Raw genomic sequence first — 24,314 nt, 5'->3', positions numbered from 1 at the left:
TATATGGCGTTCGGCGGACTCGACCATCAGCAGACCGCGCAACCGATGGCGGACATCAACATGACGCCGCTGATCGACGTGATGCTCGTTCTGCTCGTCATCTTCATCATTACCGCGCCGCTTCTCACGCGCGCGATCCGGCTCGATTTGCCGAAAGTCGCGGCGGCGCCCGCGCGCGATACGCCGCAGACCATCACGCTGTCGATCGACGCGGCGGGCAAGCTGTACTGGAACGGCGAGCCGATCGCATTCGGCGCGCTGAGCGCACGCTTGCGCGACGCGGCGTCGGGCGGCAAGGACCCGCAACTGCATCTGCGTGCCGCACGTGACACCCGCTACGATGCGATCGTGCAGGTGATGGGCGCCGCGCAACAGGCGGGCGTCGCGCGGATCGGCTTCGTGACCGATTCGCCCAAGCCGGACGGGACGCCGGGCGCGGGGCAGCCGGCGAGGCGGGCGGAGCCGGCGGCGCCCGCCGCCGCGCTTGCGGTGCCGCATTGAGTCGAATCGCGGTTTGCCGCGCGCCCCGGCGCCTGGGCGGCAGCGTTGCCTGACGGGCCGAGCCGTTCGCGAGCGTATCCGCGCTGTTTCTCTCTTCCTCTCTCTGCGGCGCCTCCGGCTACATTGCTGACCATGGCGTTGGTGTTGCCTTTGACTTCGGTGTTGGCTTCCGTATCGGCCTCGGCTCTGGCTCCAGCTCCGGCTCCGGCTCCTGGCTCCTGGCTCCTGCTCCCCCTTCCGCTCTCGCATCGACCTCACCCCCGGTCCATCCTTCTCCCTCCCGTCTCATTTTCGCCCGCAGCCTGCGCCATAAAATACGCTCCGCGCGCCGAAACCTTTCTCGCTCACCGCCGCTCACCGTCCAAACGCGCCCGGGTGCGCGACAGCGGCATGAGTCGCCGTGACGGACGGTATAATCGATCTTTTCTCCGCGCCGCCGGCGACGCGGGAATGCGCGCTTGCCGATCCGCTCGAACGCGCTTGCCCGATCCGCCGCTGCGTGCTGCTCCAAAGCCCAGCCCGAATCACACCATGCACGAAAGATACGTACCCGCCGACGTCGAAGCTGCCGCCCAAGGCGATTGGCGCGCCGCCGACGCCTACCGCGCGACGGAAGACGCGCAACGCAAGAAGTTCTATTGCGTGTCGATGCTGCCTTATCCGTCCGGCAAGCTGCATATGGGCCACGTGCGCAACTACACGATCAACGACGTGATGTACCGTTATCTGCGAATGAACGGCTACAACGTGCTGATGCCGATGGGATGGGACGCGTTCGGGATGCCTGCCGAGAACGCCGCGATGGCCAACGGCGTGCCGCCCGCGCAGTGGACTTACGACAACATCGCGTACATGAAGAAGCAGATGCAGTCGATGGGTCTCGCGATCGACTGGTCGCGCGAGGTCACGACCTGCAAGCCAGACTATTACAAGTGGAACCAGTGGCTGTTTCTGAAGATGCTCGAGAAGGGCATCGTCTACAAGAAGACGGGCACCGTGAATTGGGATCCGGTCGATCAGACCGTGCTCGCGAACGAGCAGGTGATCGATGGCCGCGGCTGGCGCTCGGGCGCGCTCGTCGAAAAGCGCGAGATCCCGATGTACTACATGCGGATCACGCAATACGCCGACGAACTGCTGAGCGACCTCGACAGCCTCGGCTGGCCGGAGCGCGTGAAGGTGATGCAGCAGAACTGGATCGGCAAGAGCTTCGGCGTGAACTTCGGCTTCCCATACGAACTCGATGGCGAAAAGAAGCTGCTGCGCGTCTTCACGACTCGCGCGGATACGATCATGGGCGTGACGTTCTGCGCGATCGCGGCCGAACACCCGCTCGCCACGCGGCTCGCGCAGGGTAAGCCGGAGCTGCTGGCGTTCATCGACGAATGCAAGCGCGGCGGCGTCGCCGAGGCCGATATCGCGACGATGGAGAAAAAGGGCGTCGCGACGGGCTTTTCCGTATCGCATCCGCTGACGGGCGAGCCCGTCGAAGTGTGGATCGGCAACTACGTGCTGATGAACTACGGTGAAGGCGCGGTGATGGGCGTGCCCGCGCACGACGAGCGCGATTTCGCGTTCGCGAAGAAATACGGCCTGCCGCTCAAGCAGGTGATCGCGGTCGAAGGCGAGACGTACTCGACCGACGCGTGGCAGGAATGGTACGGCGACAAGACGCGCGGCACCTGCGTGAACAGCGGCAAGTACGACGGCCTCGCATATGAAGCCGCGCTCGACGCGATCGCCGCCGATCTGCGCGCGGGCGGCTTCGGCGACAAGCAGGTGACGTGGCGCTTGCGCGACTGGGGCATTTCGCGCCAGCGCTACTGGGGCACGCCGATTCCGATCATCCACTGTCCGTCGTGCGGCGACGTGCCGGTGCCCGAAGCGGATTTGCCGGTCGTATTGCCCGAGGATCTGGTGCCGGACGGCAGCGGCAACCCGCTCGCGAAGTCCGACGCGTTCCTGAACTGCGTGTGCCCGAAGTGCGGTGCGGCGGCGAAGCGCGAAACCGACACGATGGACACGTTCGTCGATTCGTCGTGGTACTTCTCGCGATACGCGGCGCCGGACGCGACGTCGATGGTCGACGCGCGCACCAATTACTGGATGCCGATGGATCAGTACATCGGCGGCATCGAGCACGCAATTCTGCACCTGCTGTACTCGCGCTTCTGGGCGAAGGTGATGCGCGATCTCGGCCTTGTGTCGTTCGGTGAGCCGGCGAAGAACCTGCTCACGCAAGGCATGGTGCTCAACGAGACGTTCTACCGCGAGGACGCGTCCGGCAAGAAGACCTGGTACAACCCGGCCGACGTCACCGTGTCGTATGACGACAAGGGGCGCCCCGTCGGCGCGGTGCTGCAATCCGATGGCCAGCCTGTCGTGCTCGGCGGCATCGAGAAGATGTCGAAGTCGAAGAATAACGGCGTCGATCCGCAGGTGCTGATCGACCAGTACGGCGCCGACACCGCGCGCCTGTTCACGATGTTCGCCGCGCCGCCCGAGCAGCAGCTCGAGTGGTCGGGCGCGGGCGTCGAGGGGGCGAGCCGCTTCCTGCGCCGGGTGTGGAGCTTCGGTTACGCGAACCGCGACGCGCTCGCCGCGCGCGCGACGTTCGACGCCGCCCAGCTGGCCGATACCGACAAAACGCTGCGCCGCGAGATCCACGGCGTGCTGAAGCAAGCCGATTTCGACTACCAGCGCTTGCAGTACAACACGGTGGTGTCGGCGGCCATGAAGATGCTGAACGCGCTCGAAGGCGCGAAGGGCGCCGCGCCCGGCGTGGTGCGCGAAAGCTACGGCGTGCTGTTGCGCGTGTTGTATCCGGTCGTGCCGCACGTCACGTATCGGCTTTGGCAAACGCTCGGCTACGCGGACGAATTCGGCGGGTTGCTCGACGCGCCGTGGCCGAAGGTCGACGAAGCCGCGCTCGAGCAGGCCGAGATCGAACTGGTGCTGCAGGTCAACGGCAAGGTGCGCGGCGCGATCAAGATTGCGAAGGACGCGAGTCGCGACGCGATCGAGGCGGCGGCGCTCGCCGACGAGACGTTCGCGAAGTTCGCCGAAGGCAAGCCGGCCAAAAAGGTGATTGTCGTGCCAGGGCGTCTCGTCAACGTCGTCGTCTGACGGCGTCCGGTGTCGGTCCGGTGTCGTTTAGCGGCGCATGGTGAATCAGCAAGGAGCGAAGGTGATCCGCAGATCGTTTTTGATGCTCGTGGGCAGCGCGATGTTGTTGTCGGCGTGCGGTTTCAAGCTGCGCGGGCAGCAGGACTATGCGTTCAAGCGTCTGTACATCGCGGGCGGGCCGCCCGCGGCGGCGGCGCGGCTCACGCGTCTCGTCGAGGGGGGCAGCGACACGAAGATCGTCAAGTCGCCCGACGACGCCGACGCGGTGCTGAACCTCGCCGAAGCGCAGAGCCAGGGCACGCTCACGCTCGACCGTTACGGCACGGTGCAGGAGTATCAACTCAACTACACGCTCAATTACACGCTTTTAGGCAAGGACGGCACGGCGCTGATTCCGCCGAGCGTGATCGCGCTGAACCGCGCGATGACGTACAGCGCGCAATATACGAACGCGAAGTCGCAGGAAGCCGAGATCCTGTACGCGGACATGCGCAACGATGCGATCGATCAACTGATGCGGCGCCTGGCGATCGTGCGCACGCTGCATCCGGAGCCGGGCCAGGGCGTACCGGCCGTCTGGCCGCGCGCGCCGCTGCCGCCGCCGCCGCTGTGATCGGCCGCGTTCGCCATTTCGTTTCGTCGATAGGCGCGTAACCGATGCAATTGCGACTTGACGCATTAGAGCCGCATCTGGCGAAAGGGCTCGCCGGCTTGTACGTCGCGTATGGCGACGAGCCGCTGCTCGTGCAGGAGGCGTGCGACCGGATTCGCGCGGCCGCGCGCGCGGCGGGCTTCGTCGAGCGTTCGGTGCATACCGTCGAGCGTGGCTTCGACTGGAGCGTGCTGATCGGCGCGAGCCAGGCGATGTCGCTGTTCGGCGACCGGCAGCTCGTCGAGCTGCGGATTCCGTCCGGCAAGCCGGGCAAGGACGGCGCCGATGCGCTGAAAACGCTCGCCGGCACGCACAATCCCGATACGCTGATGCTCGTCACGCTGCCGCGGCTCGATGCGGCGACGCAGAAATCCGCGTGGTTCACCGCACTCGCGAATGCGGGCGTTGCGATCAAGATCGATCCGGTCGATCGCGCGCAATTGCCGAAATGGATCGGCGAGCGGCTGGCGCTGCAAGGCCAGCGGGTCGCGGCGGGCGACGACGGGCGGCGCGCGCTCGCATTCGTTGCCGAGCGTGTCGAAGGCAACCTGCTGGCCGCGCATCAGGAAATCCAGAAGCTTGGCTTGCTCTATCCGGCGGGCGTGCTTACGTTCGAGCAGATCCATGACGCGGTGCTGAACGTCGCGCGCTATGACGTATTCAAGCTCAACGAGGCGATGCTCGCAGGCGACGCCGCGCGGCTCGCGCGGATGATCGACGGCCTTAAGGGAGAGGGCGAGGCGCTGGTGCTCGTGTTATGGGCGCTCGTCGACGAGTTGCGCACGCTGCTCAGGATCAAGCGCGGCGTCGCGGCAGGCAAGCCGCTCGCGGCGCTCGTGCGCGAGAATCGTGTCTGGGGGCCGCGCGAGCGGCTCGTCGGGCCGGCGTTGGCGCGCGTGTCCGAGACGGCGCTCGAGCAGGCGCTCGCGTTTGCCGCGCGGCTCGACCGGCAGGTCAAGGGGCTTGCCGCGGTGCCGCGCGGCCGCGCGCATGGCGAGCCGCCGCCCGACCCTTGGGACGGCCTGTTCCAGCTTGCGATGACGGTGGCGCGCGCGGGCGGACCCGGCGGCGATACGCCGCGCCGGGCCGGCTGAGCGGGCTTGCGCGCAGGCGCTTACAATCGAGCGATCTCGGGCGATAGCGGCGAGCGCGACCGCAGCGGCGCGGCACATCGATGGGCATTTGCGAGCCGCGGTTCGCGCGCGAGCCGCGGCATCCGGCGATTGGCGCCGCAGGGTTTTTCCGACAACGTTTTTGCCGCTCGATACGGGGCGGCTTGCATGGCGAGTCTCATGATGGATATCGATCAGTACATGACGGACGTTGGCCGCCGCGCGCGGCAAGCATCGCGCGCGATCGCGCGCGCGTCCACCGCCGCGAAGAACGCCGCGCTCGAAGCCGTTGCGCGGGCGATCGCGCGCGACGCCGATGCGCTGAAGGCGGCCAATGCGCGTGACGTCGCGCGCGCGAAGGACAAGGGGCTCGACGCCGCGTTCGTCGATCGCCTGACGCTGTCCGACAAGGCGCTGAACACGATGATCGAAGGGCTGCGCCAAGTCGCGGCGCTGCCCGACCCGATCGGCGAGATCAGCAACCTCAAGTATCGTCCGAGCGGGATTCAGGTCGGCCAGATGCGCGTGCCGCTCGGCGTGATCGGGATCATCTACGAGTCGCGGCCGAACGTGACGATCGACGCGGCCGCGCTGTGCCTGAAGTCCGGCAACGCGACGATCCTGCGCGGCGGCTCGGAGGCGCTCGAATCGAACACGGCGCTCGCGCGGCTGATCGGCGAGGGGCTCGATGCGGCGGGGCTGCCGCGCGACGCGGTGCAGGTCGTCGAGACGGCCGACCGCGCGGCGGTCGGCAAGCTGATCACGATGACCGAATACGTCGACGTGATCGTGCCGCGCGGCGGCAAGAGTTTGATCGAACGGCTGATCAATGAGGCGCGTGTGCCGATGATCAAACATCTCGACGGCATTTGCCACGTGTACGTCGACGATCGCGCCGATCCGCGCAAGGCGCTGACCGTTTGCGACAACGCGAAAACGCATCGCTACGGCACCTGCAACACGATGGAGACGCTGCTCGTCGCGCGCGGCATTGCGCCGGCCGTGCTGCCGCAGCTCGGGCGGCTGTATCGCGACAAGGGCGTCGAGCTGCGCGTCGATGCGGCCGCGCGCGCCGTGCTCGCCGATGCGGGCGTCGCGCCGCTCGTCGATGCGACCGAAGAGGATTGGCGCACCGAATATCTCGCGCCCGTGCTCGCGATCAAGATCGTCGACGGTCTCGACGCCGCGATCGAGCACATCAATACATACGGTTCCGCGCACACCGACGCGATCGTCACCGAGGATCACGATCGCGCGATGCGTTTCTTGCGGGAGGTGGATTCGGCGAGCGTGATCGTCAATGCATCGACGCGCTTTGCCGACGGCTTCGAATTCGGCCTGGGCGCCGAGATCGGCATTTCCAACGACAAGCTGCACGCGCGCGGCCCGGTCGGGCTCGACGGGCTGACGTCGATGAAGTACATCGTGCTCGGGCACGGCGAAGGGCGTCAGTAACGCAAGCAGGCGCAAACAGGAACGCAAAGGATCGATGGCAATGCTTTGGGTCAAGACTTTTCATATCGTGCTGATCGCCGCGTGGTTCGCGGGACTCTTCTATTTGCCCCGGATCTACGTGAACCTGGCGCTCGAGACCGATCCCGCCGCGGTGCGCCGTCTGCTCGTGATGGCGCGCAAGCTGTTTCGCTTCATGACCTTCATCGCGGTGCCGGCGCTCGCGTGCGGCCTGTGGCTGTGGCTCGTGATCGGCATCGGCCAGGGGCAGGGCTGGATTCACGCGAAAGTCGGCGTCGTGCTGCTGCTGATCGTCTATCACGCGTATTGCGGGCATTTGTTGAAAGTCTTCGAGCGCGGCGAGAACCGGCGCTCGGACAAGTGGTATCGCTTCTTCAACGAATTGCCGGTGCTGGCGATGCTGGCGGCTGTCGCGCTCGTCGTGATCAAGCCGTTCTGAATCGGCGGCGCGCAGGCGGTTGCGTTGCGCTGCGGTAAGCGTGCCGGCAAGCCCCGGCCTTGAACTGCACTCCAAAAGTTGGGCATCGATCCAGTCTTTGGGAGGCCATTCAAGGCCGGGGCTTTTTTGTTTTTTCGTATCCGGCAATCGGCTGTTTTCGCGCTCTCGCGCGGCTATAGCGGCTCGTGGGCCGTATCCTTCGGCGCCTGCGGCTCCATCCCGATGCGCCGCCGCGTGATCGCCTCCTTCGCGCGGCCGAGCCGGTCGACGAGATCGGGCCCGCGATTGAGTGCGACGCCGACCGCGAGAATGTCGCCGATCGCGAGATGCGACATGCGCGAGGTCATCGGCGAAAACACGTCGGTTTCCTCGGCGACGTTCGATGCCAGACTGACCGTCGACAGTTGCGCGAGCGGCGAATGGCTATGCGTGATCGACACGACGTTCGCGCCGCATGCGCGCGCGGCGCGCGCGGCGTCGACGATGTCGCGCGTGCGCCCGGTGTTCGAGATCGCGACGACGACGTCTTTCGCGCCGAGCAGCGCGGCGGACATCGAGAACGTATGCGGGTCCGAGTACGCGACGCTGGGCACGCCGAGCCGGAAGAACTTGTGCTGAATGTCCTGCGCGGCAATGCCGGAGCCGCCCGCGCCGTAGAACTCGATGCGCGACGCGCGCGACAGCAGTTCGATCGCGTCGGCGACGCTGGTTGCCGACAGGCTGTTGCGGACCTCGATCAGCGCGCCGATGGTCCGGTCGAACACTTTGCCGATGATGCCGGGTGCGGGTTCGTCGGGCTCGACGTCGCGGTAGACGGACGCCACGCCCGGCGCGATGCTTTGCGCGAGCCGGATCTTGAATTCGCGAAAGCCGCTGCAGCCGAGCGCCTGGCAGAAGCGCGCGATCGTCGGCTGACTCGCGCCCGCGCGCGCGGCGAGCGCGGTCATCGACAAATCGAGCACTTCGCGCGGCGCGGCGAGCACGTAGTCGGCGAGCTTGCGCTCGGACGGGCGGAGTTGGGCGCGAATCGCCTCGATTCTGGGTAGCATGGCGTGAAAGGGCGTGGAGGTGGATCGAATGGACGCTAGTATTGCGGTGATATTGTAGAAAATCTACAAGAATTTTCTAGCGCTCAACGCAATAAAGTTGGCGGGCTGATTAGGGTTAACACTGAATAAATATCCCTAATTTTCAGGTCGTAACGATGAAATTTCGATATTCATGCTGCGCCGCGAGATTGCAGGCTTGTAGTTTTTCTACTAAACTCGCGCCGTTTGTTCGCTGAAGCGGACGAACCCACGATTCCAGCTTGCCGGCTCCAGCCGGCTCATGTGAGGAGCGCCCAGCATGGCCTCGCTGCACCCCACTCTTGCGTCCGTGACCGAGCGCGTGATCGCGCGCAGCCGGCCGACGCGCTCAGCCTATCTCGCCCGCATCGACGCCGCGCAAGGCCGCTTTCCGGCGCGCGGCGCGCTGTCGTGCGCGAATCTCGCGCACGGCTTCGCCGGCCTCGAAGGTAGCGACAAGTTCTCGATCAAGGCGATCAAGCAGCCGAACATCGGCATCGTGTCGTCGTATAACGAGATGCTGTCCGCGCACGCGCCATACCTTGATTTTCCCGACATCATCAAGCGCGCCGCGCGCGAGGCGGGTGGCGTCGCGCAGTTCGCGGGCGGCGTGCCGGCGATGTGCGACGGCGTCACGCAGGGCAATCCGGGCATGGAGCTGTCGCTGTTCTCGCGCGAGGTGATCGCGATGAGCACGGCGGTCGCGCTCACGCACAACATGTTCGATGCGGCGCTGTGCCTCGGCGTTTGCGACAAGATTGTGCCGGGCCTGTTGATCGGCGCGTTGCAATTCGGCCATCTGCCGACGATTTTCGTGCCGGCCGGCCCGATGACAAGCGGCTTGTCGAACGACGACAAGGCGAAGATCCGCCAACAGTTCGCCACCGGCCAGGTGGGGCGCGACGCGCTGCTCGAGGCGGAATCGGCCGCGTATCACGGCCACGGCACCTGCACGTTCTACGGCACCGCGAACAGCAACCAGATGCTGATGGAGGTGATGGGGCTGCATCTGCCGGGCGCGGCATTCGTCCATCCGCACACGCCCCTGCGCGACGCGCTGACGGCCGAGGCCGCCCGGCGCGTGCTCGAACTGACGGCCGAGCGCGGCCATTACACGCCGATCGGCCGGGTGGTTGACGAGAAGGCGGTCGTCAACGGAATCGTCGCGCTGCTCGCGACGGGCGGCTCGACGAACCATACGCTGCATCTTGTCGCGATCGCGCGCGCGGCGGGCATCGTGATCGACTGGGACGACTTCGACGCGCTGTCGAGCGCGGTGCCGCTTCTTGCGAAGATTTATCCGAACGGCAAGGCGGACGTGAACCACTTCCATGCAGCGGGCGGCATCGCGTTCCTGGTGCGCAATCTGCTCGACGGCGGCTTGCTGCATGACGATGTGACGACGGTGGCGGGCGACGGGCTGTCGTCGCACTACACGCGCGAGCCGCGACTGGTCGACGGCAAGCTCGCGTGGGTGCCGGGCGCCGACGCGAGCGGCGACGACAAGGTGTTGCGGCCGATCGGCGCGCCGTTCCAGCCGGACGGCGGCTTGCGTCTGATGCAGGGCAGGCTCGGGCGCGGCGTGATCAAGATTTCGGCGGTGGCGCCCGAGCACCGGAAGGTGAAGGCGCCCGCGATCGTGTTCGATTCGCAGGAGGCGGTGCAGGCCGCGTTCGACGCGGGCGAACTCAAGCGCGACTTCGTTGCGGTGGTGCGCTTCCAGGGCGCGCGCGCGAACGGCATGCCCGAACTGCACCGCCTCACGCCGCTGCTGGGCGTGTTGCAGGATCAGGGCTTTCACGTCGCGCTGGTGACGGACGGCCGGATGTCGGGCGCCTCGGGCAAGGTGCCCGCGGTGATCCACGTGTCGCCCGAGGCCCTGTTGAGCGGCCCGCTCGGCAAGGTGCAGACGGGCGATACGATCGTGATCGACGCACCGGCCGGCGTGCTCGACGTCGAGATCGACGACGCAGCCTGGGCCGCGCGCGCGCTCGCGCAGCCCGCGCATCAGGCGGATAACGAGGTTGGCTTTGGCCGCGAGCTGTTCGGCGTGTTTCGCGCGGCGGCGGCGCCGGCGGAGCAGGGCGCGTCGGTGTTCGGCGCGATGGCGGGCGAGGCCGCGCGCGTGAACGTCACCTGATCGCCGGCAACCTCGGCATACCGCCGCACCCAACCTAACCGCGCGGGCGTTGCGGCGGCTGCCCCTACGAACGGCTGCACAACGCTGCGAAAGCTACGAAAGTCATAAAAAAGGAGTTACACCGATGAAGACGATAGGCGAGATCGTGAAGCTGGGCCCGGTGATTCCGGTGCTTGCGTTCGATTCGGCCGAACAGGGCGAGCAGGTGTCGCGCGCGTTGCACGCGGGCGGCGTGAAGGTGTTGGAAATCACGCTGCGCACCGCGGCGGGGCTCGATGCGATCAAGCGCGCGAGCGAACTCGCCGACGACATCGTGGTCGGCGTCGGGACCATCACGAAGCCCGAGCAATGCGCGCAGGCTAAAGCTGCTGGTGCGCAGTTCGGCGTATCGCCCGGCCTGACGAAGGACATGCATCAGGCGGCGCTCGATGCCGGCCTGCCGCTTTTGCCGGGCGTGATGACGCCCACCGATATCATCGCCGCGCTCGAGCTGGGCTATGAAATCGTCAAATTCTTTCCCGCGCAGCAGGCAGGCGGCGTGCCGATGCTGCAGGCGTTCCACGGCCCATTCCCGACGTTGAAGTTTTGCCCGACGGGCGGCATCACCGCCGAAACCGCGCCGAATTTCCTGAAGCTGCCGAACGTCGTGTGCGTCGGCGGCTCGTGGCTGACGCCGAAGGCGGCGCTCGCCGCGCAGGACTGGGCCGAGATCACGCGTCTCGCGCGCGAGGCAAGCGGGCTCGCGCACTAAGCATCGGACCGGATTCCCCTAGAATCCGCAAATGGAGATGTTTTCCCTAGTCCTTGTTTGGTGAGGGTTTCCGCTGATGGAACCGGTTCTATCGCGAAGCACTGAACAAAAGTAGAATTCAGCGTCCTGACAGGCGGGCATCCGCGTTCTGTATCGGAGACTTAAAGCGCCGGGCGTCACGCGGCTTGCCGCGCGCCCGGCTCGAAAAATCCCAAGGAGGAGTGCCATATGGGGGCTGTCCAAGGCAGCACGCTGCTGATTTACACCGTGATCGCGATCGCGGCGCTAATCGTGATGATCGCGCGATACAAGATTTATCCGTTCCTCGTGCTGATCATCGTGTCGCTCGGCCTGGGCCTCGCGGTCGGCATGCCGATGGACAAGATCGTCAAGTCGTTCGAGACGGGCAACGGCAACACGCTCGGCCATATCGCGATCGTCGTTGGCCTGGGCACGATGCTCGGCAAGATGATGGCCGAATCGGGCGGCGCCGAGCGCATCGCGACGACGCTGATCCGCTGGTTCGGTGAGAAGAACATTCATTGGGCGATGATGTTCGTCGCGATCATCGTTGGCTTGCCGGTCTTCTTCGAAGTCGGCTTCGTGCTGTTGATTCCGATCGCGTTCAACGTCGCCAAGCGCACCGGCAAGTCGCTGCTGCTCGTCGGGCTGCCGATGGTCGCGGGGCTGTCGGTCGTGCACGGGCTGATTCCGCCGCATCCGGCCGCGCTGCTTGCGGTTCAGCAGTACGGCGCGGACATCGGCAAGACGATCGCCTATGGCCTGATCGTCGGCGTGCCGACCGCGCTGATCGCCGGGCCGCTGTTCGCGCTCGTGATCCACAAGTACGTGAAGCTGCCGCAGAACAACCCGCTCGCCGCGCAGTTCGTCGATTCGCACGACAAGCCGGCCGCGCAGCGCGAATTGCCGAGCTTCGGCATCACGCTCTTCACGATTTTGCTGCCCGTTGCACTGATGCTCGTCGGCAGTTGGGCCGACCTGCTGTTCGCGCCGAAGACGCTGCCGAACAATTTGCTGCGTTTCGCCGGTACGTCCGACGTCGCGCTGCTGATCGCGGTGCTCGTCAGCTTCTGGACGTTCGGCGCGAAGCAGGGCTTCAATCGCGATCAGATCCAGAAGTTCTGCGGCGACTGCCTCGCGCCGATCGCGGGCATCACGTTGATCGTCGGCGCAGGCGGCGGCTTCGGCGGTATCCTGCGCGATAGCGGCATCTCGCAGCAGATCGTGTCGAGCGCCTCGCATGCGCATTTGTCGCCGTTGCTGCTCGGCTGGTTCGTCGCCGCGCTGATCCGTCTCGCGACGGGCTCGGCGACGGTCGCGATGACCACCGCCTGCGGGATCGTCGCGCCGATCGCGGCGGCGGCCGGCGCGGGCGTGAAGCCCGAGCTGCTGGTGCTCGCGACCGGTTCGGGCTCGCTTATTTTCTCGCACGTCAACGACGGCGGTTTTTGGCTCATCAAGGAATATTTCGGGATGACGGTGGGGCAGACGTTCAAGACCTGGACGTTGCTCGAGACGCTGATTTCGCTCCTCGGGCTCACGTTCACGCTGCTGATCGGCGCCGTCCTGTAACAACAAGGGGTAGTCAATGATTCTGATCGCAATGGGCGTGTCGGGCGCGGGCAAAACGCGGATCGGCGAATTGCTGGCGCAGCGCCTGTCGTGCACGTTCACCGATGGCGACGCATTTCACAGCGCGGCCAACAAGGACAAGATGCACCACGGCATTCCGCTCACCGACGAGGACCGCTGGCCGTGGCTCGCGGCGATTCGCGCGGCCATCGAGGAAAAACAACGTGACGGGCAGACGGCGGTGTTCACGTGCTCGTCGCTGAAACGCGCGTATCGCGATATCCTGCGCGGCGGCGACCGCGACGTGCGCTTCGTTTATCTGAAGGGCTCGTTCGACGTGCTGCGCGAGCGGCTGAAGGTGCGCACCGGGCACTTCTTCGATCCGTCGCTGCTGCAGAGCCAGCTCGATACGCTCGAGGAGCCGGGCCCGGACGAGGCGATCGAGGTCAGCATCGAGCTGCCGCCCGACGAGATCGTCGCGCGCGTGATCGCGCAAATCGCGCTGGAGCAGCAACAGCAGCAACAGCAGTGAGCGCGGGCGGCCGTTGCGGCGGCGGCTCGCCGTTCCGTAGCAAATGACAAAGGCGCCCCGCGGGGCGCCTTTGTCGTGGAGCGGGCGCGCCAGGCACGCCGGCGCGTTAGCCGGCGCTCACGCGATGCGCTTCGCCAGCTCGGCCGCGTTGCCGGTGTACGACGCGGGCGTCATCGCGAGCAGCCGTTCCTTCGCATCCTGCGCGATCGCGAGCGTGCCGATGAACTGCCGCAGCGCGTCGCGCGTGATGCCCTTGCCGCGCGTCAATTCCTTCAGTTGCTCGTATGGATTTTCGATTCCGTAGCGGCGCATCACGGTCTGCACCGGTTCGGCGAGCACTTCCCAGCAGTTGTCGAGGTCTTCGTTCAGCCGCTGCGGATTCACTTCGAGCTTGTCGAGGCCGCGGATCAGCGCGTCGTAGGCGAGCAGCGAATAGCCGAGCGCGACGCCGATATTGCGCAGCACCGTCGAATCGGTGAGGTCGCGCTGCCAGCGCGACACCGGCAGCTTGTCGGCGAGATGGCGCAGCGTCGCGTTCGCGAGGCCGAGATTGCCTTCCGAGTTTTCGAAATCGATCGGGTTGACCTTGTGCGGCATCGTCGACGAGCCGATTTCGCCCGCCTTCGTTTTCTGTTTAAAGTAGCCGAGCGAGATGTAGCCCCACACGTCGCGGTCGAGATCGAGCAGGATCGTGTTCGCGCGCGCGACGGCGTCGAACAGCTCCGCCATGTAATCGTGCGGCTCGATCTGGATCGTGTACGGGTTGAACGTGAGCTTCAGACGGTTTTCGATCACGTCGCGCGAGAACGCTTCCCAGTCGAATTCCGGATACGCGGACAGGTGCGCGTTGAAGTTGCCGACCGCGCCGTTCATCTTGCCGAGGATTTCGACTTTCTCGATCCGCTCGATCGCGCGTGCGAGACGCGCGGCGACGTTCGCGATTTCCTTGCCGAGCGTCGTCGGGCTGGCCGGCTGGCCGTGCGTGCGCGACAGCATCGGTTGGTCGGCGTGCGCGTGCGCGAGCGCGACGAGGCGGCCGTGGACAGTGCGCAGCGACGGCAGGATGACATGCGCGCGCGCGCCGGCCAGCATCATGCCGTGCGACGTGTTGTTGATGTCTTCCGACGTACACGCGAAATGGATGAATTCGCTGGCTTTCTCGAGTTCGGGCTGGCCTTTCACCGATTCCTTGAGCCAGTACTCGACGGCTTTCACGTCATGGTTCGTCACGCGCTCGATTTCCTTGATGCGCGCGGCGTCGTGCGCGGTGAAGCGCGCGACGAGATCGAGCAGGAACTGCTCGGCGGCGGCCGAGAAGCGCGGCACTTCGGCAAAGCCGGCGTGAGACAGTGCGATCAGCCAGTGCACCTCGACGATGACGCGATGGCGCATGAACGCGGCTTCGGAGAGCCAGTCGCGCAGCGCCTCGGTCTTGGCGGCGTAGCGGCCGTCGAGCGGCGATAGCGCGGTGAGGGCGAAAAGGGTATCGGGACGGGTGTCGGACATGATGGGGCTTGGGCGCGTGCGGCCGCGGTTCAAACGTGAAGGGGTGAACCGCGAATTTTACCATCGGCGCGAACCGGGCCTGCGGTTGCGCGGGCAGGGCGCGCTGGCTCGGGGGCTGCCGCGCGCCCGGCGGCAAGACCGCTGCGCGGGCGGGGGCGATTGCCGCATCGCGCGGCGAGCGGCGTGTCGTCGAGCGCCCGCGTGCGCGACGCCGCTGCGCGCACATCGGGAGTTCGCCGACGCGCGCTGGGCAACTGCTCAACCGCCGTCCGCCGCCCGCCGTCACCATGCGCAGCATTTTTGCCTCGGAGTGCGCGGGCCGATAGTGCGTGCCGCACCGCTGGCTATCTGCCGCCGGTCATCCGCCTGCGCTGGAACATCGTCTGTCCGCTGTCAGTCGCCCGCGCGCGCCGCGCCGCCGATCGGCATGCCGGCTGCACCCGCCATGCCTCTTGTCGGAGCCGTATGTCCCGGCGCGGCCCAGCGCAGCCACTGCGCGCGCAGCAACACGAGCGCGCCGAGCGCGCAAGCCGCGAGCGCGCCGAATGTCGCGAAGCCGAACTGATAGCTGCCGGTGCTTTCCTTGGCGATGCCCATCACGACCGGCAGATAGAAGCCGCCGATGCCGCCCGCCGCGCCGACGATTCCCGACAGCAGCCCCGTCTTGCCCGGCCAGCGGTGCGGCACGAGCTGGAATGTCGAGCCGTTGCCGAGGCCGAACGCGATATACAGGCACACGAGCAGCGCAATGCCGCCTGCGAGCGGCGGCATCATGGCCGCGAACGCGAAGTCGGCCGCGGCGATCGCGGCAAGGATCGCCATCAGCGCGCGCACGCCGGTGACGCGATCCGCGAGATAGCCACCGAGCGGCCGCACGATCGCGCCGATGAACGCGAGCATCGACATGAACAGGCCCGCTTCGATCTTCGGCATCTGATAGAGCGTCGTGAGCAACAGCGTCACATATGACGACATGCCGACGAAGCCGCCGAACGTAATGCTGTAGATCAGCATGATCACCCACGTATCGCGCTCGGCGAGCACCGCGCGATAGCGGCCGGGCAGCACCGTGATCGCGATGAGCGCGCCCATCACCGGCAGCAGCAGCACGCCCGCCTTGCCGGAGCCGAACACGCCCGCGTGCACGGCGAGCACGAGCGCGATCAGCGCGGCGAGCGTGAGCGCGAACGCACCAAGCGCGCGCGGCGCGCTGCCCGATTTTTCGCCGCGGTCGTCGGCCCATGCGAACAGCGCGAAGCCCGCGATCGCGAGCAGCGGCAGCGCGGCGGCCGTCGAAAACTTCCAGCCGAGCGCGGCGGCGATGTGCGGGAACATGAAGCCGTCGAGCACCGCGCCGATGTTGCCCGCCGCGGCGAGCCCGAGCACCAGGCCTTGCACTTTTGGCGGATAGCTGCTGCCCGCCATCGGCAGCGCGACCGCGAAGCTCGCGCCGCCTATGCCGAGAAACACGCCGAGCACGAGCAGCAGCGTGTACGACGGCGTGCCTGGCACGAACGGCAGTACGACGGCGGGCAGAGCGGACAGCAGCACGCCCATCAGCGCGATGCGCCGGCCGTCGGCGGACTGATAGAGATTGCCGAGCGTCACGCGCAGGATTGCCGCCGCGAGCACCGGCACCGCGACGAGAAAGCCTTGCTGCGCGGCCGTCATCGCGATGTCCTTGCCGATGAACGGCGCGAGCGGGCCGTACAGCACCCAGACGGTGAAGCCGGTGTCGAAATAGAGGAAGCAGGCGAGCAGCGAGCGCCAGTTGCCGCTTTTGACAGAGCTGCGCAGTGTATCCATCGAGAAAGCCTCGCGTATGCGGTTGCCGTTTGAAGGCAGGGTGGGGCCGGATCGAAACCGCTCCGCGGCGGGCAACGGAGCCAGCAGTCTTTTGCAAGGCCTATGCCAGCCGCAGGTCAGCCGCGGCGCGTGGCGCGAACGCCCGCGCAACGAGCGCGCCGCATGGCGCGTCCCACGACGAGACGCGATGAGGCGAGACGCGGCGCGCACCGGCGGCAGGCGCGCGGCGTGGTTGCCGGCACCGCGTCTGTGCGCGCGGTGCGTCGTTGGTGCGATGCAAGCAGTCTGACGAATGCGTGCCGCCGTGGCTTGCCGCCGCCCGCCGCTGTTTAAAATGCGGGCTTCACGGCTGGCGCAGATCGCGCAAAGGCGCAAAAGGGCTCGTATGGAACTCAAATGGCTCGAGGATTTCGTGTCGCTCGCGGAAACGCGCAGCTTCAGCCGCTCGGCTGAACTGCGTCACGTTTCGCAACCGGCGTTTTCGCGGCGCATCCAGGCGCTCGAAGCGTGGCTCGGCACGGAATTGATCGATCGTTCGGTCTACCCGACCCGCGTCACGCAGGCAGGCCAGGTGTTTTACGAGCAGGCGCTCGCGATGCTGTCGCAGGCGCACGAGGCGCGCACGCTGTTGCGCGGCCATATCGGCGCGCCGGTGCCGACGATCGAATTCGCCGTGCCGCACACGCTGTCGCTCACGTACTTTCCGCGCTGGCTTCAGCGGATCGAAGCGAAGATGGGGCCGGTGCATACGCGGCTGCGCGCGCTCAACGTACACGATGCGGTGCTGTCGCTCGTCGAGGGCGGTTGCGACCTGGTGATGGGCTACCACCATCCGAGCCATCCCGTCGCGCTCGATCCCGCGCGCTACGACATGCTCACGCTCGGCGCGGAGCCGATCAGCCCATTCTCGGCGCCCGGGCGCGGCGGCCGCGCGCGCTACGCGCTGCCCGGCGCGGCCGATGCGCCCGTGCCTTACTTGTCTTATACGCCGAACGCGTACCTGGGCCGGATGACCGAAGTGATCATCTCGAACGCCCATACGCCGCTTTATCTGGACAAGGTGTACGAGACCGACATGGCCGAGGCGCTGAAGGCGATGGCGCTCGCCGGGCACGGCGTCGCGTTCCTGCCGCACAGCGCGGTCGAGGATGCGGTCGCGGGCGGGCGGCTCGTGCGGCTCGGCCGCGCGGCGAAAGGCGGTGCGGAGCCGTTCACGCTGACCATGGAGATCCGTCTTTATCGAGACAAGCTCGCCGTGCAGGGCGACGAGTCACGCCGCCAGCTGGTGAGCGCGCTCTGGGACGTGGTGCGCGACGAACTGGACGCGCGCTGAGCCTGCGGCACGCGCGCGAGGCCGGCGCGCCGTCACGCCGCCCGCCGTTGCGCACATGAAAATTGCGGCGACCGATCGCACCGCAATTGCGTGTGTTCGCGCTGCGTATCGACGGTTTTTCGCGCAAAAGCCCGATCATGCAAGAAATGCATAATCGAATAAGCAAACGGCATTGGATTTCGAAATGGGCTTTTTCGACAATGGGCGCATTCTTCGACCGTTGGAGATTCCATGTCTTCGCATTCGCAGTCCCCGTCCGTTGCGCAATCCATTCCGTCATACCTGCACGCGGACGATCTCGGGCCCTGGGGCAACTATTTGCAGCAAGTCGACCGTGTCGCGCCGTATCTCGGCTCGCTCTCGCGCTGGCTCGAAACGCTCAAGCGCCCGAAGCGCATTCTGATCGTCGACGTGCCGATCGAGCTCGATAACGGCACCGTCGCGCACTTCGAAGGCTATCGCGTGCAGCACAACGTGTCGCGCGGGCCGGGCAAGGGCGGCGTGCGCTATCACCAGGATGTCACGTTGTCCGAAGTGATGGCGCTGTCCGCATGGATGTCGGTGAAGAACGCGGCGGTCAACGTGCCATACGGCGGCGCGAAGGGCGGCATCCGCGTCGATCCGCGCAAGCTCTCGCGCGGCGAACTCGAGCGCGTGACGCGCCGCTACACGAGCGAGATCGGCATCATCATCGGGCCGAACACCGATATTCCGGCGCCCGACGTCAACACCAACGAGCAGGTGATGGCGTGGATGATGGACACCTACTCGATGAACCAGGGCCAGACCGCGACGGGCGTGGTGACCGGCAAGCCGATTTCGCTGGGCGGCTCGCTCGGCCGCAAGGAAGCGACGGGCCGCGGCGTTTTCGTGGTCGGCTGCGAAGCCGCAAAGAAGAAGGGCGTTGAGATCGAGGGCGCGCGCATCGCGGTACAGGGCTTCGGCAATGTCGGCGGAATCGCCGCTCGGCTGTTCCAGGAAGCGGGCGCGAAGGTGATCGTGGTTCAGGATCACACCGGCACGATTTACCAGCCGGCAGGCGTCGATACGGCCAAGCTGCTGGATCACGTCGCGCAGACGGGAGGTGTCGCCGGTTTCACGGGCGCCGAGCCGATGCCGAACGATGAGTTCTGGACGGTCGAGACGGAAATCCTGATTCCGGCCGCGCTCGAAAACCAGATTACCGAGAAGAATGCGTCGAAGATCCGCACGAAGATCGTCGTCGAAGGCGCGAACGGCCCGACCACGACGGCGGCCGACGACATCCTGAGCGCCAACGGCGTGCTCGTGATTCCCGACGTGATCGCGAATGCGGGCGGCGTGACCGTGTCGTACTTTGAGTGGGTGCAGGACTTCTCGAGCTTCTTCTGGACCGAGGACGAGATCAACCACCGTCTCGAACGGGTGATGCGCGAAGCGTTCGCCGGCGTGTGGGCGGTGGCCGAGGAGCACAAGGTGTCAGTGCGCACCGCCGCGTTCATCGTTGCGTGCAAGCGCATCCTGATGGCGCGCGAAATGCGCGGTCTGTACCCCTGATCCTTTGGCCGGCCTGTTGGCCGGTGTGGCGGCGCGGCCTGCGGGCGGCGCCTCGTTTTTTCGCGGGCGGCCTCGAGTACGAGGCCGCCCGCGCGCGTATGCGGAGCGTCTACTATGGATGGATGTATTGCGTATGCGCAACCTGCCCCGCCGGGAGTGTGGTTTACGACCATTACTTTCAAAAATATGACTTTGCTAAACTGGCGCGGGTTTTCGCCAAGGAGATGACCATAATGAAATTCCAACAAGCCATGCTGATGGCTGCGATGCTGAGCGTGTTCGCAGGCGGCGCCATTGCCCAGGAGACGGGCACGCTGAAAAAAATCAAGGACTCCGGCGTGATTTCGCTCGGACACCGCGAATCGTCGATTCCGTTCTCGTACTACGATCAGAACCAGCAGGTGGTCGGCTATTCGCGCGACTTCCAGATGAAGGTCGTCGACGCGGTCAAGAAGAAGCTGAGTCTGCCGAACCTGCAGGTGAAGAACATTCCGGTGACGTCGCAGAACCGCATTCCGCTCGTGCAGAACGGCACGGTCGACATCGAGTGCGGCTCGACGACGAACAACCTCGACCGCCAGAAGCAGGCGGCGTTCTCGAACACGATTTTCGTGATCGGCACGCGCCTGATGACGGCCAAGGATTCGGGCATCAAGGATTTTGCCGATCTGAAGGGCAAGACGGTCGTGACCACGGCGGGCACTACGTCCGAGCGTCTGCTGCGCGCGATGAACAACGAAAAGCAGATGGGCATGACGATCATCAGCGCGAAGGACCACGGCGAGTCGTTCCAGACGCTCGAGACGGGCCGCGCGGCCGCGTTCATGATGGACGACGCGCTGCTCGCAGGCGAGCGCGCGAAGGCCAAGCAGCCGGGCAACTGGGTGATCGTCGGCACGGCCCAGTCTCAGGAAGCGTATGGCTGCATGATGCGCAAGGACGATCCGGCGTTCAAGAAGGTGGTCGACGACGCGATCGCGGATGTCGAGAAATCGGGCGAAGCCGCGAAGATCTACGCGAAGTGGTTCGAGAATCCGATTCCGCCGAAGGGGCTGAACCTGAACTTCCCGCTCTCCGACGCGATGAAGAAGCTCTACGCCGCTCCGAACGACAAGGCGCTCGACTGAGCGTACCGCTGTTCGAACCTGTTTAGCGCTGATGAAACGGAAGAGGCTCGGCTTCTTCCGTTTCTTTTTGCCGGAGTCTCGCTATGTCTTACCACTGGAACTGGGGCATTTTCCTTTCCCCCGTTTCGACTGGCGAACCGACCACCTACCTCGGCTGGCTGATGTCGGGGTTCTGGGTGACGGTCAAGGTGTCGCTCGTCGCCTGGGTGATCGCGCTCGCCGTCGGCTCGTTGTTCGGCGTGCTACGCACCGTGCCGAACAAGGGGCTCGCGGCGATCGGTACGCTGTATGTATCGATTTTCCGCAATATCCCGCTCATCGTGCAGTTCTTCGTCTGGTATCTCGTCGTGCCGGAACTGTTGCCCGCGTCGATCGGCACATGGATCAAGCAATTGCCGCCGGGCACGCAGTTCTTCACGGCGTCGGTCGTCTGTCTCGGGCTTTTCACCGGCGCGCGCGTGTGCGAGCAGGTGCGCTCGGGGATCAACGCGCTGCCCAGGGGCCAGCGCGCGGCCGGCCTCGCGATGGGCTTCACGCAATGGCAGACGTATCGTTACGTGCTGCTGCCCGTTGCCTACCGGATTATCGTGCCGCCGCTCACGTCGGAATTTCTGAACATTTTCAAGAATTCCGCGGTGGCCTCGACGATCGGTCTGCTCGATCTGTCCGCGCAGGCGCGCCAACTCGTCGACTACACCGCGCAGACCTATGAGTCGTTCATCGCGGTGACGCTGGCCTACGTGATCATCAATCTGATCGTGATGACGTTCATGCGCTGGGTCGAACGCAAGTCCCGGCTGCCCGGCTATATCGGAGGCAAGTGATGCATCAGTTCGACTGGAGTAGTATTCCCGGCGCGCTGCCGACGCTTTGGACGGGCGCGATCGTCACGTTCAAGATCACGCTGATCGCGATCGTGGTCGGGATCGTCTGGGGCACGCTGCTCGCGCTGATGCGCCTGTCCGGCGTGAAGCCGTTGCAATGGTTCGCGCAAGGCTACGTGACGGTGTTCCGCTCGATTCCGCTCGTGATGGTGCTGCTGTGGTTCTTCCTGATCGTGCCGCAGGTGCTGCAAGGCGTGCTCGGGCTGTCGCCGACGCTCGACATCCGGCTCGCGTCGGCGATGGTCGCGTTCTCGCTGTTCGAGGCTGCGTATTATTCGGAGATCATCCGCGCCGGTATTCAGGCGGTGCCGCGCGGGCAGGTCAACGCGGCATTCGCGCTCGGCATGAACTACGCGCAGGCGATGCGCCTCGTGATCCTGCCGCAGGCTTTTCGCGCGATGGTGCCGCTGTTGCTCACGCAAGCGATCGTGCTGTTCCAGGATACCTCGCTCGTCTATGTGATCAGCCTCGCGGACTTCTTCCGCACGGCCGCGAATATCGGCGATCGCGACGGCACGAACGTCGAGATGATCCTGTTCGCGGGCGCATGCTATTTCGTCGTGTGCTCGGTCGCGTCGATGTTGGTCAAGGGTTTCCAGAAAAAGGTCACAAGATGATTTCAATCAAGAACGTGTCGAAGTGGTACGGCCAGTTTCAGGTGCTGACCAATTGCACGACCGAAGTGAAGAAGGGTGAAGTGGTGGTCGTCTGCGGGCCGTCGGGTTCGGGCAAGTCGACGCTCATCAAGACGGTGAACGGCCTCGAGCCGTTCCAGCAGGGCGAGATTCTCGTCAACGGCGAATCGGTCGGCGACAAGAAAACGAACCTGTCGAAGCTGCGCTCGAAAGTCGGGATGGTATTTCAGCATTTCGAGTTGTTCCCGCACCTGTCGATCACCGAAAACCTGACGCTCGCGCAGATCAAGGTGCTCGGCCGTGGCAAGGACGAGGCGACCGCGAAGGGGCTGAAGCTGCTCGATCGCGTCGGGCTCAAAGCGCATGCGGACAAGTACCCGGGGCAGCTCTCGGGCGGCCAGCAGCAGCGCGTGGCGATCGCGCGCGCGCTGTCGATGGATCCGATCGCGATGCTGTTCGACGAGCCGACGTCCGCGCTCGATCCCGAGATGATCAACGAGGTGCTCGACGTGATGGTCGAGCTCGCGCAGGAAGGCATGACGATGATGTGCGTGACGCACGAGATGGGCTTCGCGAAGAAGGTTGCCCATCGCGTGATCTTCATGGACAAGGGCGCGATCGTCGAGGACGACCGCAAGGAGGATTTCTTCGCGAATCCGAAATCGGATCGTGCGAAGGACTTTCTCGCGAAGATCCTGCACTGAGCGCCCGCGTGCCGATCGGGGCCGATACGGGCGGGTAGGTATCGTCGGGCGTCGCGGCGCCGGTCGGCAAAGAACGAGTCCGTCGGGCGTTCGGCGGCTACAGGTAGACAGATATTTTCACCCTGCGGGCGGGCTGTGCCGCAGGGTGTTTTTCTTTAGACGGGCCTGCTCGAGCCGGGTCAGGCTTACTCAAGCAGATCGGACTCTCCCGGATTTCGTTCGACCGGGTTTCGTTTCGCACGTCTATTTTTTTATCGGAGGATCGAGGATTACGCTGAACGCCTTATAAGGTAATGAGGCCATGCATTAAATGAATACTCATCCTATTAATCAAAATGTCGGTGCGCAGTCGTCAACGACCGAGCGCCCGAGTTCCTCGTCTGCCGCTGCGGCGTTGACAGCCGCGCAACCGCAGACAGTCAGCATGGGAGGCGGTCTGTTGACGGACTTACTCGAATCCTTGCCCCCTGCTCGCGCGATTGATGTTCGACCCGCCCAGGTCGGCAAAGAAGGTGGAAGTTATAATTTGCAGGATTATTTTGCTTATCTTGATAGGCAAGGGTTTGTACATGAATACGACAAGGGTAACGGCGATATCTCATTGAGTTTGATCATTCCGATTAATGAGATGGGGCGCGCCGTGTATAAGATGAATATCGATCCTCTGGTTGAGGGGGCCGGCAATTTAATTAGAAGACTCGGTTTCGCATGGGCGACCATGGGATTCAAGGTCAAATCTATCGATAAAGGGGCGCCGCAGGCCGCCGATTCGATAAGCTGGGTATTGCATGATCATGTCGGCAGCATAACTAAAAAAAACTACAGCGCAGATATCTTGCCGGATCTTCCTCGGCGCGAAGATGTGTCGGCAGCGGTATCAAGCGCGAAATTTCGAGGGATCGTGAGTAGGTTGTTGAATATGCCGGCCGATCCTCGCGCTTTGTATGTAAAGGAGATGAGCGAGGGCAATATTCAATGGAGGGCCCGTGCTGTCGATACAAAATGGAGAACGCCTGAAGCGGTGTTGACCAAGCAAGCCAATATGATGACCCGGCTGGGGTTTAAGAAGATATCGGCCGGGGAGTGGGCGCTGCGGCCGCTGAAGAGTGCCGACGGATATGAAATGGATGGAATCGATACGGACTTCGGACCTGTTTCGGTTCAAAAACTATACGAGCAAGGCCCGCTGGATTCGTTGAACGACGATATCAATCCTATCGTGATCGATGGAGATTTTCATGAAGGAGCGGCCGGGCAGGATCGTCAGCTACCGATTTTGGAGCAGGCGTGGGCGCTCGCGGTGGCAAAACGCATAGACGAATGGAAAGCCAATCATAATCCCGCCGCCGTTTTTAGTTTCGTAAAGGATGACGGCTCGATCAAGGAGATGCTCTGAT

The 24,314-nt window shown here is 64.9% G+C and carries 20 protein-coding genes; 17 read left to right on the top strand and 3 right to left on the bottom strand.

Going from position 1 to position 24,314, the window contains the following annotated elements; genetic code table 11:
* Positions 1 to 3: 3 nt before the first annotated feature.
* The 6 genes from BSIN_RS06180 to BSIN_RS06155 all read left to right on the top strand — a co-directional run bounded on the left by BSIN_RS06180 (position 4) and on the right by BSIN_RS06155 (position 7,303).
* Positions 4 to 501 (top strand): ExbD/TolR family protein, encoded by a 498-nt coding sequence (locus tag BSIN_RS06180; protein WP_089339840.1) that lies wholly within the window; start codon positions 4 to 6, stop codon positions 499 to 501.
* Positions 502 to 1,032: 531 nt separating this feature from the next.
* Complete coding sequence (gene leuS, locus BSIN_RS06175) at positions 1,033 to 3,627, top strand: leucine--tRNA ligase (RefSeq protein WP_059515913.1); 2,595 nt, start codon at positions 1,033 to 1,035, stop codon at positions 3,625 to 3,627.
* Between the two features lie 61 nt (positions 3,628 to 3,688).
* Positions 3,689 to 4,240, top strand: a complete 552-nt coding sequence (locus tag BSIN_RS06170) for an LPS-assembly lipoprotein LptE (protein ID WP_059516122.1) — start codon at positions 3,689 to 3,691, stop codon at positions 4,238 to 4,240.
* Positions 4,241 to 4,284: 44 nt separating this feature from the next.
* The gene (gene holA, locus BSIN_RS06165) at positions 4,285 to 5,373 is read left to right on the top strand and encodes a DNA polymerase III subunit delta (RefSeq protein WP_059515915.1); all 1,089 of its coding nucleotides are present in this window, start codon (positions 4,285 to 4,287) and stop codon (positions 5,371 to 5,373) included.
* 201 nt (positions 5,374 to 5,574) lie between these two features.
* Positions 5,575 to 6,846 (top strand): glutamate-5-semialdehyde dehydrogenase, encoded by a 1,272-nt coding sequence (locus tag BSIN_RS06160; RefSeq protein WP_089339861.1) that lies wholly within the window; start codon positions 5,575 to 5,577, stop codon positions 6,844 to 6,846.
* Between the two features lie 34 nt (positions 6,847 to 6,880).
* The gene (locus BSIN_RS06155) at positions 6,881 to 7,303 is read left to right on the top strand and encodes a CopD family protein (RefSeq protein WP_082709743.1); all 423 of its coding nucleotides are present in this window, start codon (positions 6,881 to 6,883) and stop codon (positions 7,301 to 7,303) included.
* Positions 7,304 to 7,476: 173 nt separating this feature from the next.
* Here the strand turns inward: BSIN_RS06155 and BSIN_RS06150 are convergent, their stop codons facing one another.
* The gene (locus BSIN_RS06150; RefSeq protein ID WP_089339839.1) at positions 7,477 to 8,352 is read right to left on the bottom strand and encodes a MurR/RpiR family transcriptional regulator; all 876 of its coding nucleotides are present in this window, start codon (positions 8,350 to 8,352) and stop codon (positions 7,477 to 7,479) included.
* Between the two features lie 298 nt (positions 8,353 to 8,650).
* Here BSIN_RS06150 and edd point away from each other — a divergent pair, with 298 nt between their 5' ends.
* From edd to BSIN_RS06130, 4 genes are all read left to right on the top strand, one after another.
* On the top strand, positions 8,651 to 10,510 hold the full coding sequence (gene edd, locus BSIN_RS06145) for a phosphogluconate dehydratase (RefSeq protein WP_089339838.1): 1,860 nt from the start codon (positions 8,651 to 8,653) through the stop codon (positions 10,508 to 10,510).
* A 124-nt stretch (positions 10,511 to 10,634) separates the two neighbouring features.
* On the top strand, positions 10,635 to 11,261 hold the full coding sequence (eda, locus tag BSIN_RS06140; RefSeq protein WP_069233790.1) for a bifunctional 4-hydroxy-2-oxoglutarate aldolase/2-dehydro-3-deoxy-phosphogluconate aldolase: 627 nt from the start codon (positions 10,635 to 10,637) through the stop codon (positions 11,259 to 11,261).
* 228 nt (positions 11,262 to 11,489) lie between these two features.
* Positions 11,490 to 12,854: a GntT/GntP/DsdX family permease gene (locus BSIN_RS06135; RefSeq protein WP_059515923.1), complete on the top strand. Its 1,365-nt coding sequence runs from the start codon at positions 11,490 to 11,492 to the stop codon at positions 12,852 to 12,854.
* Between the two features lie 16 nt (positions 12,855 to 12,870).
* Positions 12,871 to 13,386, top strand: a complete 516-nt coding sequence (locus BSIN_RS06130) for a gluconokinase (RefSeq protein WP_059515925.1) — start codon at positions 12,871 to 12,873, stop codon at positions 13,384 to 13,386.
* Positions 13,387 to 13,503: 117 nt separating this feature from the next.
* Here the strand turns inward: BSIN_RS06130 and purB are convergent, their stop codons facing one another.
* Both purB and BSIN_RS06120 read right to left on the bottom strand, forming a co-directional pair.
* A complete protein-coding gene (gene purB, locus BSIN_RS06125) occupies positions 13,504 to 14,892 on the bottom strand; it encodes an adenylosuccinate lyase (RefSeq protein WP_089339837.1) in 1,389 nt (462 codons plus the stop codon).
* A gap of 393 nt (positions 14,893 to 15,285) precedes the next feature.
* Entirely contained in the window at positions 15,286 to 16,698 is a 1,413-nt protein-coding gene (locus tag BSIN_RS06120) for an MFS transporter (RefSeq protein WP_089339836.1), read from the bottom strand.
* A gap of 385 nt (positions 16,699 to 17,083) precedes the next feature.
* On the opposite strand from BSIN_RS06120, the gene BSIN_RS06115 reads away from it, so the two are divergent.
* The 7 genes from BSIN_RS06115 to BSIN_RS06085 all read left to right on the top strand — a co-directional run bounded on the left by BSIN_RS06115 (position 17,084) and on the right by BSIN_RS06085 (position 24,313).
* Positions 17,084 to 18,031 (top strand): LysR substrate-binding domain-containing protein, encoded by a 948-nt coding sequence (locus BSIN_RS06115; RefSeq protein ID WP_089339835.1) that lies wholly within the window; start codon positions 17,084 to 17,086, stop codon positions 18,029 to 18,031.
* Between the two features lie 231 nt (positions 18,032 to 18,262).
* The gene (locus BSIN_RS06110; RefSeq protein ID WP_089339834.1) at positions 18,263 to 19,567 is read left to right on the top strand and encodes a Glu/Leu/Phe/Val family dehydrogenase; all 1,305 of its coding nucleotides are present in this window, start codon (positions 18,263 to 18,265) and stop codon (positions 19,565 to 19,567) included.
* 233 nt (positions 19,568 to 19,800) lie between these two features.
* Positions 19,801 to 20,694 (top strand): glutamate/aspartate ABC transporter substrate-binding protein, encoded by an 894-nt coding sequence (locus BSIN_RS06105; protein ID WP_173678636.1) that lies wholly within the window; start codon positions 19,801 to 19,803, stop codon positions 20,692 to 20,694.
* Positions 20,695 to 20,777: 83 nt separating this feature from the next.
* On the top strand, positions 20,778 to 21,518 hold the full coding sequence (locus tag BSIN_RS06100) for an amino acid ABC transporter permease (RefSeq protein ID WP_089339833.1): 741 nt from the start codon (positions 20,778 to 20,780) through the stop codon (positions 21,516 to 21,518).
* The gene (gltK, locus tag BSIN_RS06095; protein WP_059515940.1) at positions 21,518 to 22,195 is read left to right on the top strand and encodes a glutamate/aspartate ABC transporter permease GltK; all 678 of its coding nucleotides are present in this window, start codon (positions 21,518 to 21,520) and stop codon (positions 22,193 to 22,195) included. The genes BSIN_RS06100 and gltK overlap by 1 nt, the downstream gene beginning before the upstream one ends.
* A complete protein-coding gene (locus BSIN_RS06090) occupies positions 22,192 to 22,917 on the top strand; it encodes an amino acid ABC transporter ATP-binding protein (RefSeq protein ID WP_059515942.1) in 726 nt (241 codons plus the stop codon). The genes gltK and BSIN_RS06090 overlap by 4 nt, the downstream gene beginning before the upstream one ends.
* A 310-nt stretch (positions 22,918 to 23,227) precedes the next feature.
* Positions 23,228 to 24,313, top strand: coding sequence for a hypothetical protein (locus BSIN_RS06085; protein ID WP_143757357.1), 1,086 nt, complete (start codon positions 23,228 to 23,230; stop codon positions 24,311 to 24,313).
* Position 24,314 lies beyond the last annotated feature (1 nt).

It is taken from the genome of Burkholderia singularis, from assembly GCF_900176645.1.
Lineage (GTDB): Bacteria > Pseudomonadota > Gammaproteobacteria > Burkholderiales > Burkholderiaceae > Burkholderia > Burkholderia singularis.
The sequence above is the reverse complement of the archived record's forward strand: the minus strand, read 5'-3'. Positions and strand labels throughout refer to the sequence as shown.

Bases quoted from the DNA above. Each gene is read 5' to 3' on its own strand.
- BSIN_RS06180 (WP_089339840.1), top strand. From the start codon at position 4: ATGGCGTTCGGCGGACTCGACCATCAGCAGACCGCGCAACCGATGGCG.
- leuS (WP_059515913.1), top strand. From the start codon at position 1,033: ATGCACGAAAGATACGTACCCGCCGACGTCGAAGCTGCCGCCCAAGGC.
- holA (WP_059515915.1), top strand. From the start codon at position 4,285: ATGCAATTGCGACTTGACGCATTAGAGCCGCATCTGGCGAAAGGGCTC.
- BSIN_RS06160 (WP_089339861.1), top strand. From the start codon at position 5,575: ATGGATATCGATCAGTACATGACGGACGTTGGCCGCCGCGCGCGGCAA.
- BSIN_RS06155 (WP_082709743.1), top strand. From the start codon at position 6,881: ATGGCAATGCTTTGGGTCAAGACTTTTCATATCGTGCTGATCGCCGCG.
- BSIN_RS06150 (WP_089339839.1), bottom strand. From the start codon at position 8,352: ATGCTACCCAGAATCGAGGCGATTCGCGCCCAACTCCGCCCGTCCGAG.
- edd (WP_089339838.1), top strand. From the start codon at position 8,651: ATGGCCTCGCTGCACCCCACTCTTGCGTCCGTGACCGAGCGCGTGATC.
- eda (WP_069233790.1), top strand. From the start codon at position 10,635: ATGAAGACGATAGGCGAGATCGTGAAGCTGGGCCCGGTGATTCCGGTG.
- BSIN_RS06135 (WP_059515923.1), top strand. From the start codon at position 11,490: ATGGGGGCTGTCCAAGGCAGCACGCTGCTGATTTACACCGTGATCGCG.
- BSIN_RS06130 (WP_059515925.1), top strand. From the start codon at position 12,871: ATGATTCTGATCGCAATGGGCGTGTCGGGCGCGGGCAAAACGCGGATC.
- purB (WP_089339837.1), bottom strand. From the start codon at position 14,892: ATGTCCGACACCCGTCCCGATACCCTTTTCGCCCTCACCGCGCTATCG.
- BSIN_RS06120 (WP_089339836.1), bottom strand. From the start codon at position 16,698: ATGGATACACTGCGCAGCTCTGTCAAAAGCGGCAACTGGCGCTCGCTG.
- BSIN_RS06115 (WP_089339835.1), top strand. From the start codon at position 17,084: ATGGAACTCAAATGGCTCGAGGATTTCGTGTCGCTCGCGGAAACGCGC.
- BSIN_RS06110 (WP_089339834.1), top strand. From the start codon at position 18,263: ATGTCTTCGCATTCGCAGTCCCCGTCCGTTGCGCAATCCATTCCGTCA.
- BSIN_RS06105 (WP_173678636.1), top strand. From the start codon at position 19,801: ATGAAATTCCAACAAGCCATGCTGATGGCTGCGATGCTGAGCGTGTTC.
- BSIN_RS06100 (WP_089339833.1), top strand. From the start codon at position 20,778: ATGTCTTACCACTGGAACTGGGGCATTTTCCTTTCCCCCGTTTCGACT.
- gltK (WP_059515940.1), top strand. From the start codon at position 21,518: ATGCATCAGTTCGACTGGAGTAGTATTCCCGGCGCGCTGCCGACGCTT.
- BSIN_RS06090 (WP_059515942.1), top strand. From the start codon at position 22,192: ATGATTTCAATCAAGAACGTGTCGAAGTGGTACGGCCAGTTTCAGGTG.
- BSIN_RS06085 (WP_143757357.1), top strand. From the start codon at position 23,228: ATGAATACTCATCCTATTAATCAAAATGTCGGTGCGCAGTCGTCAACG.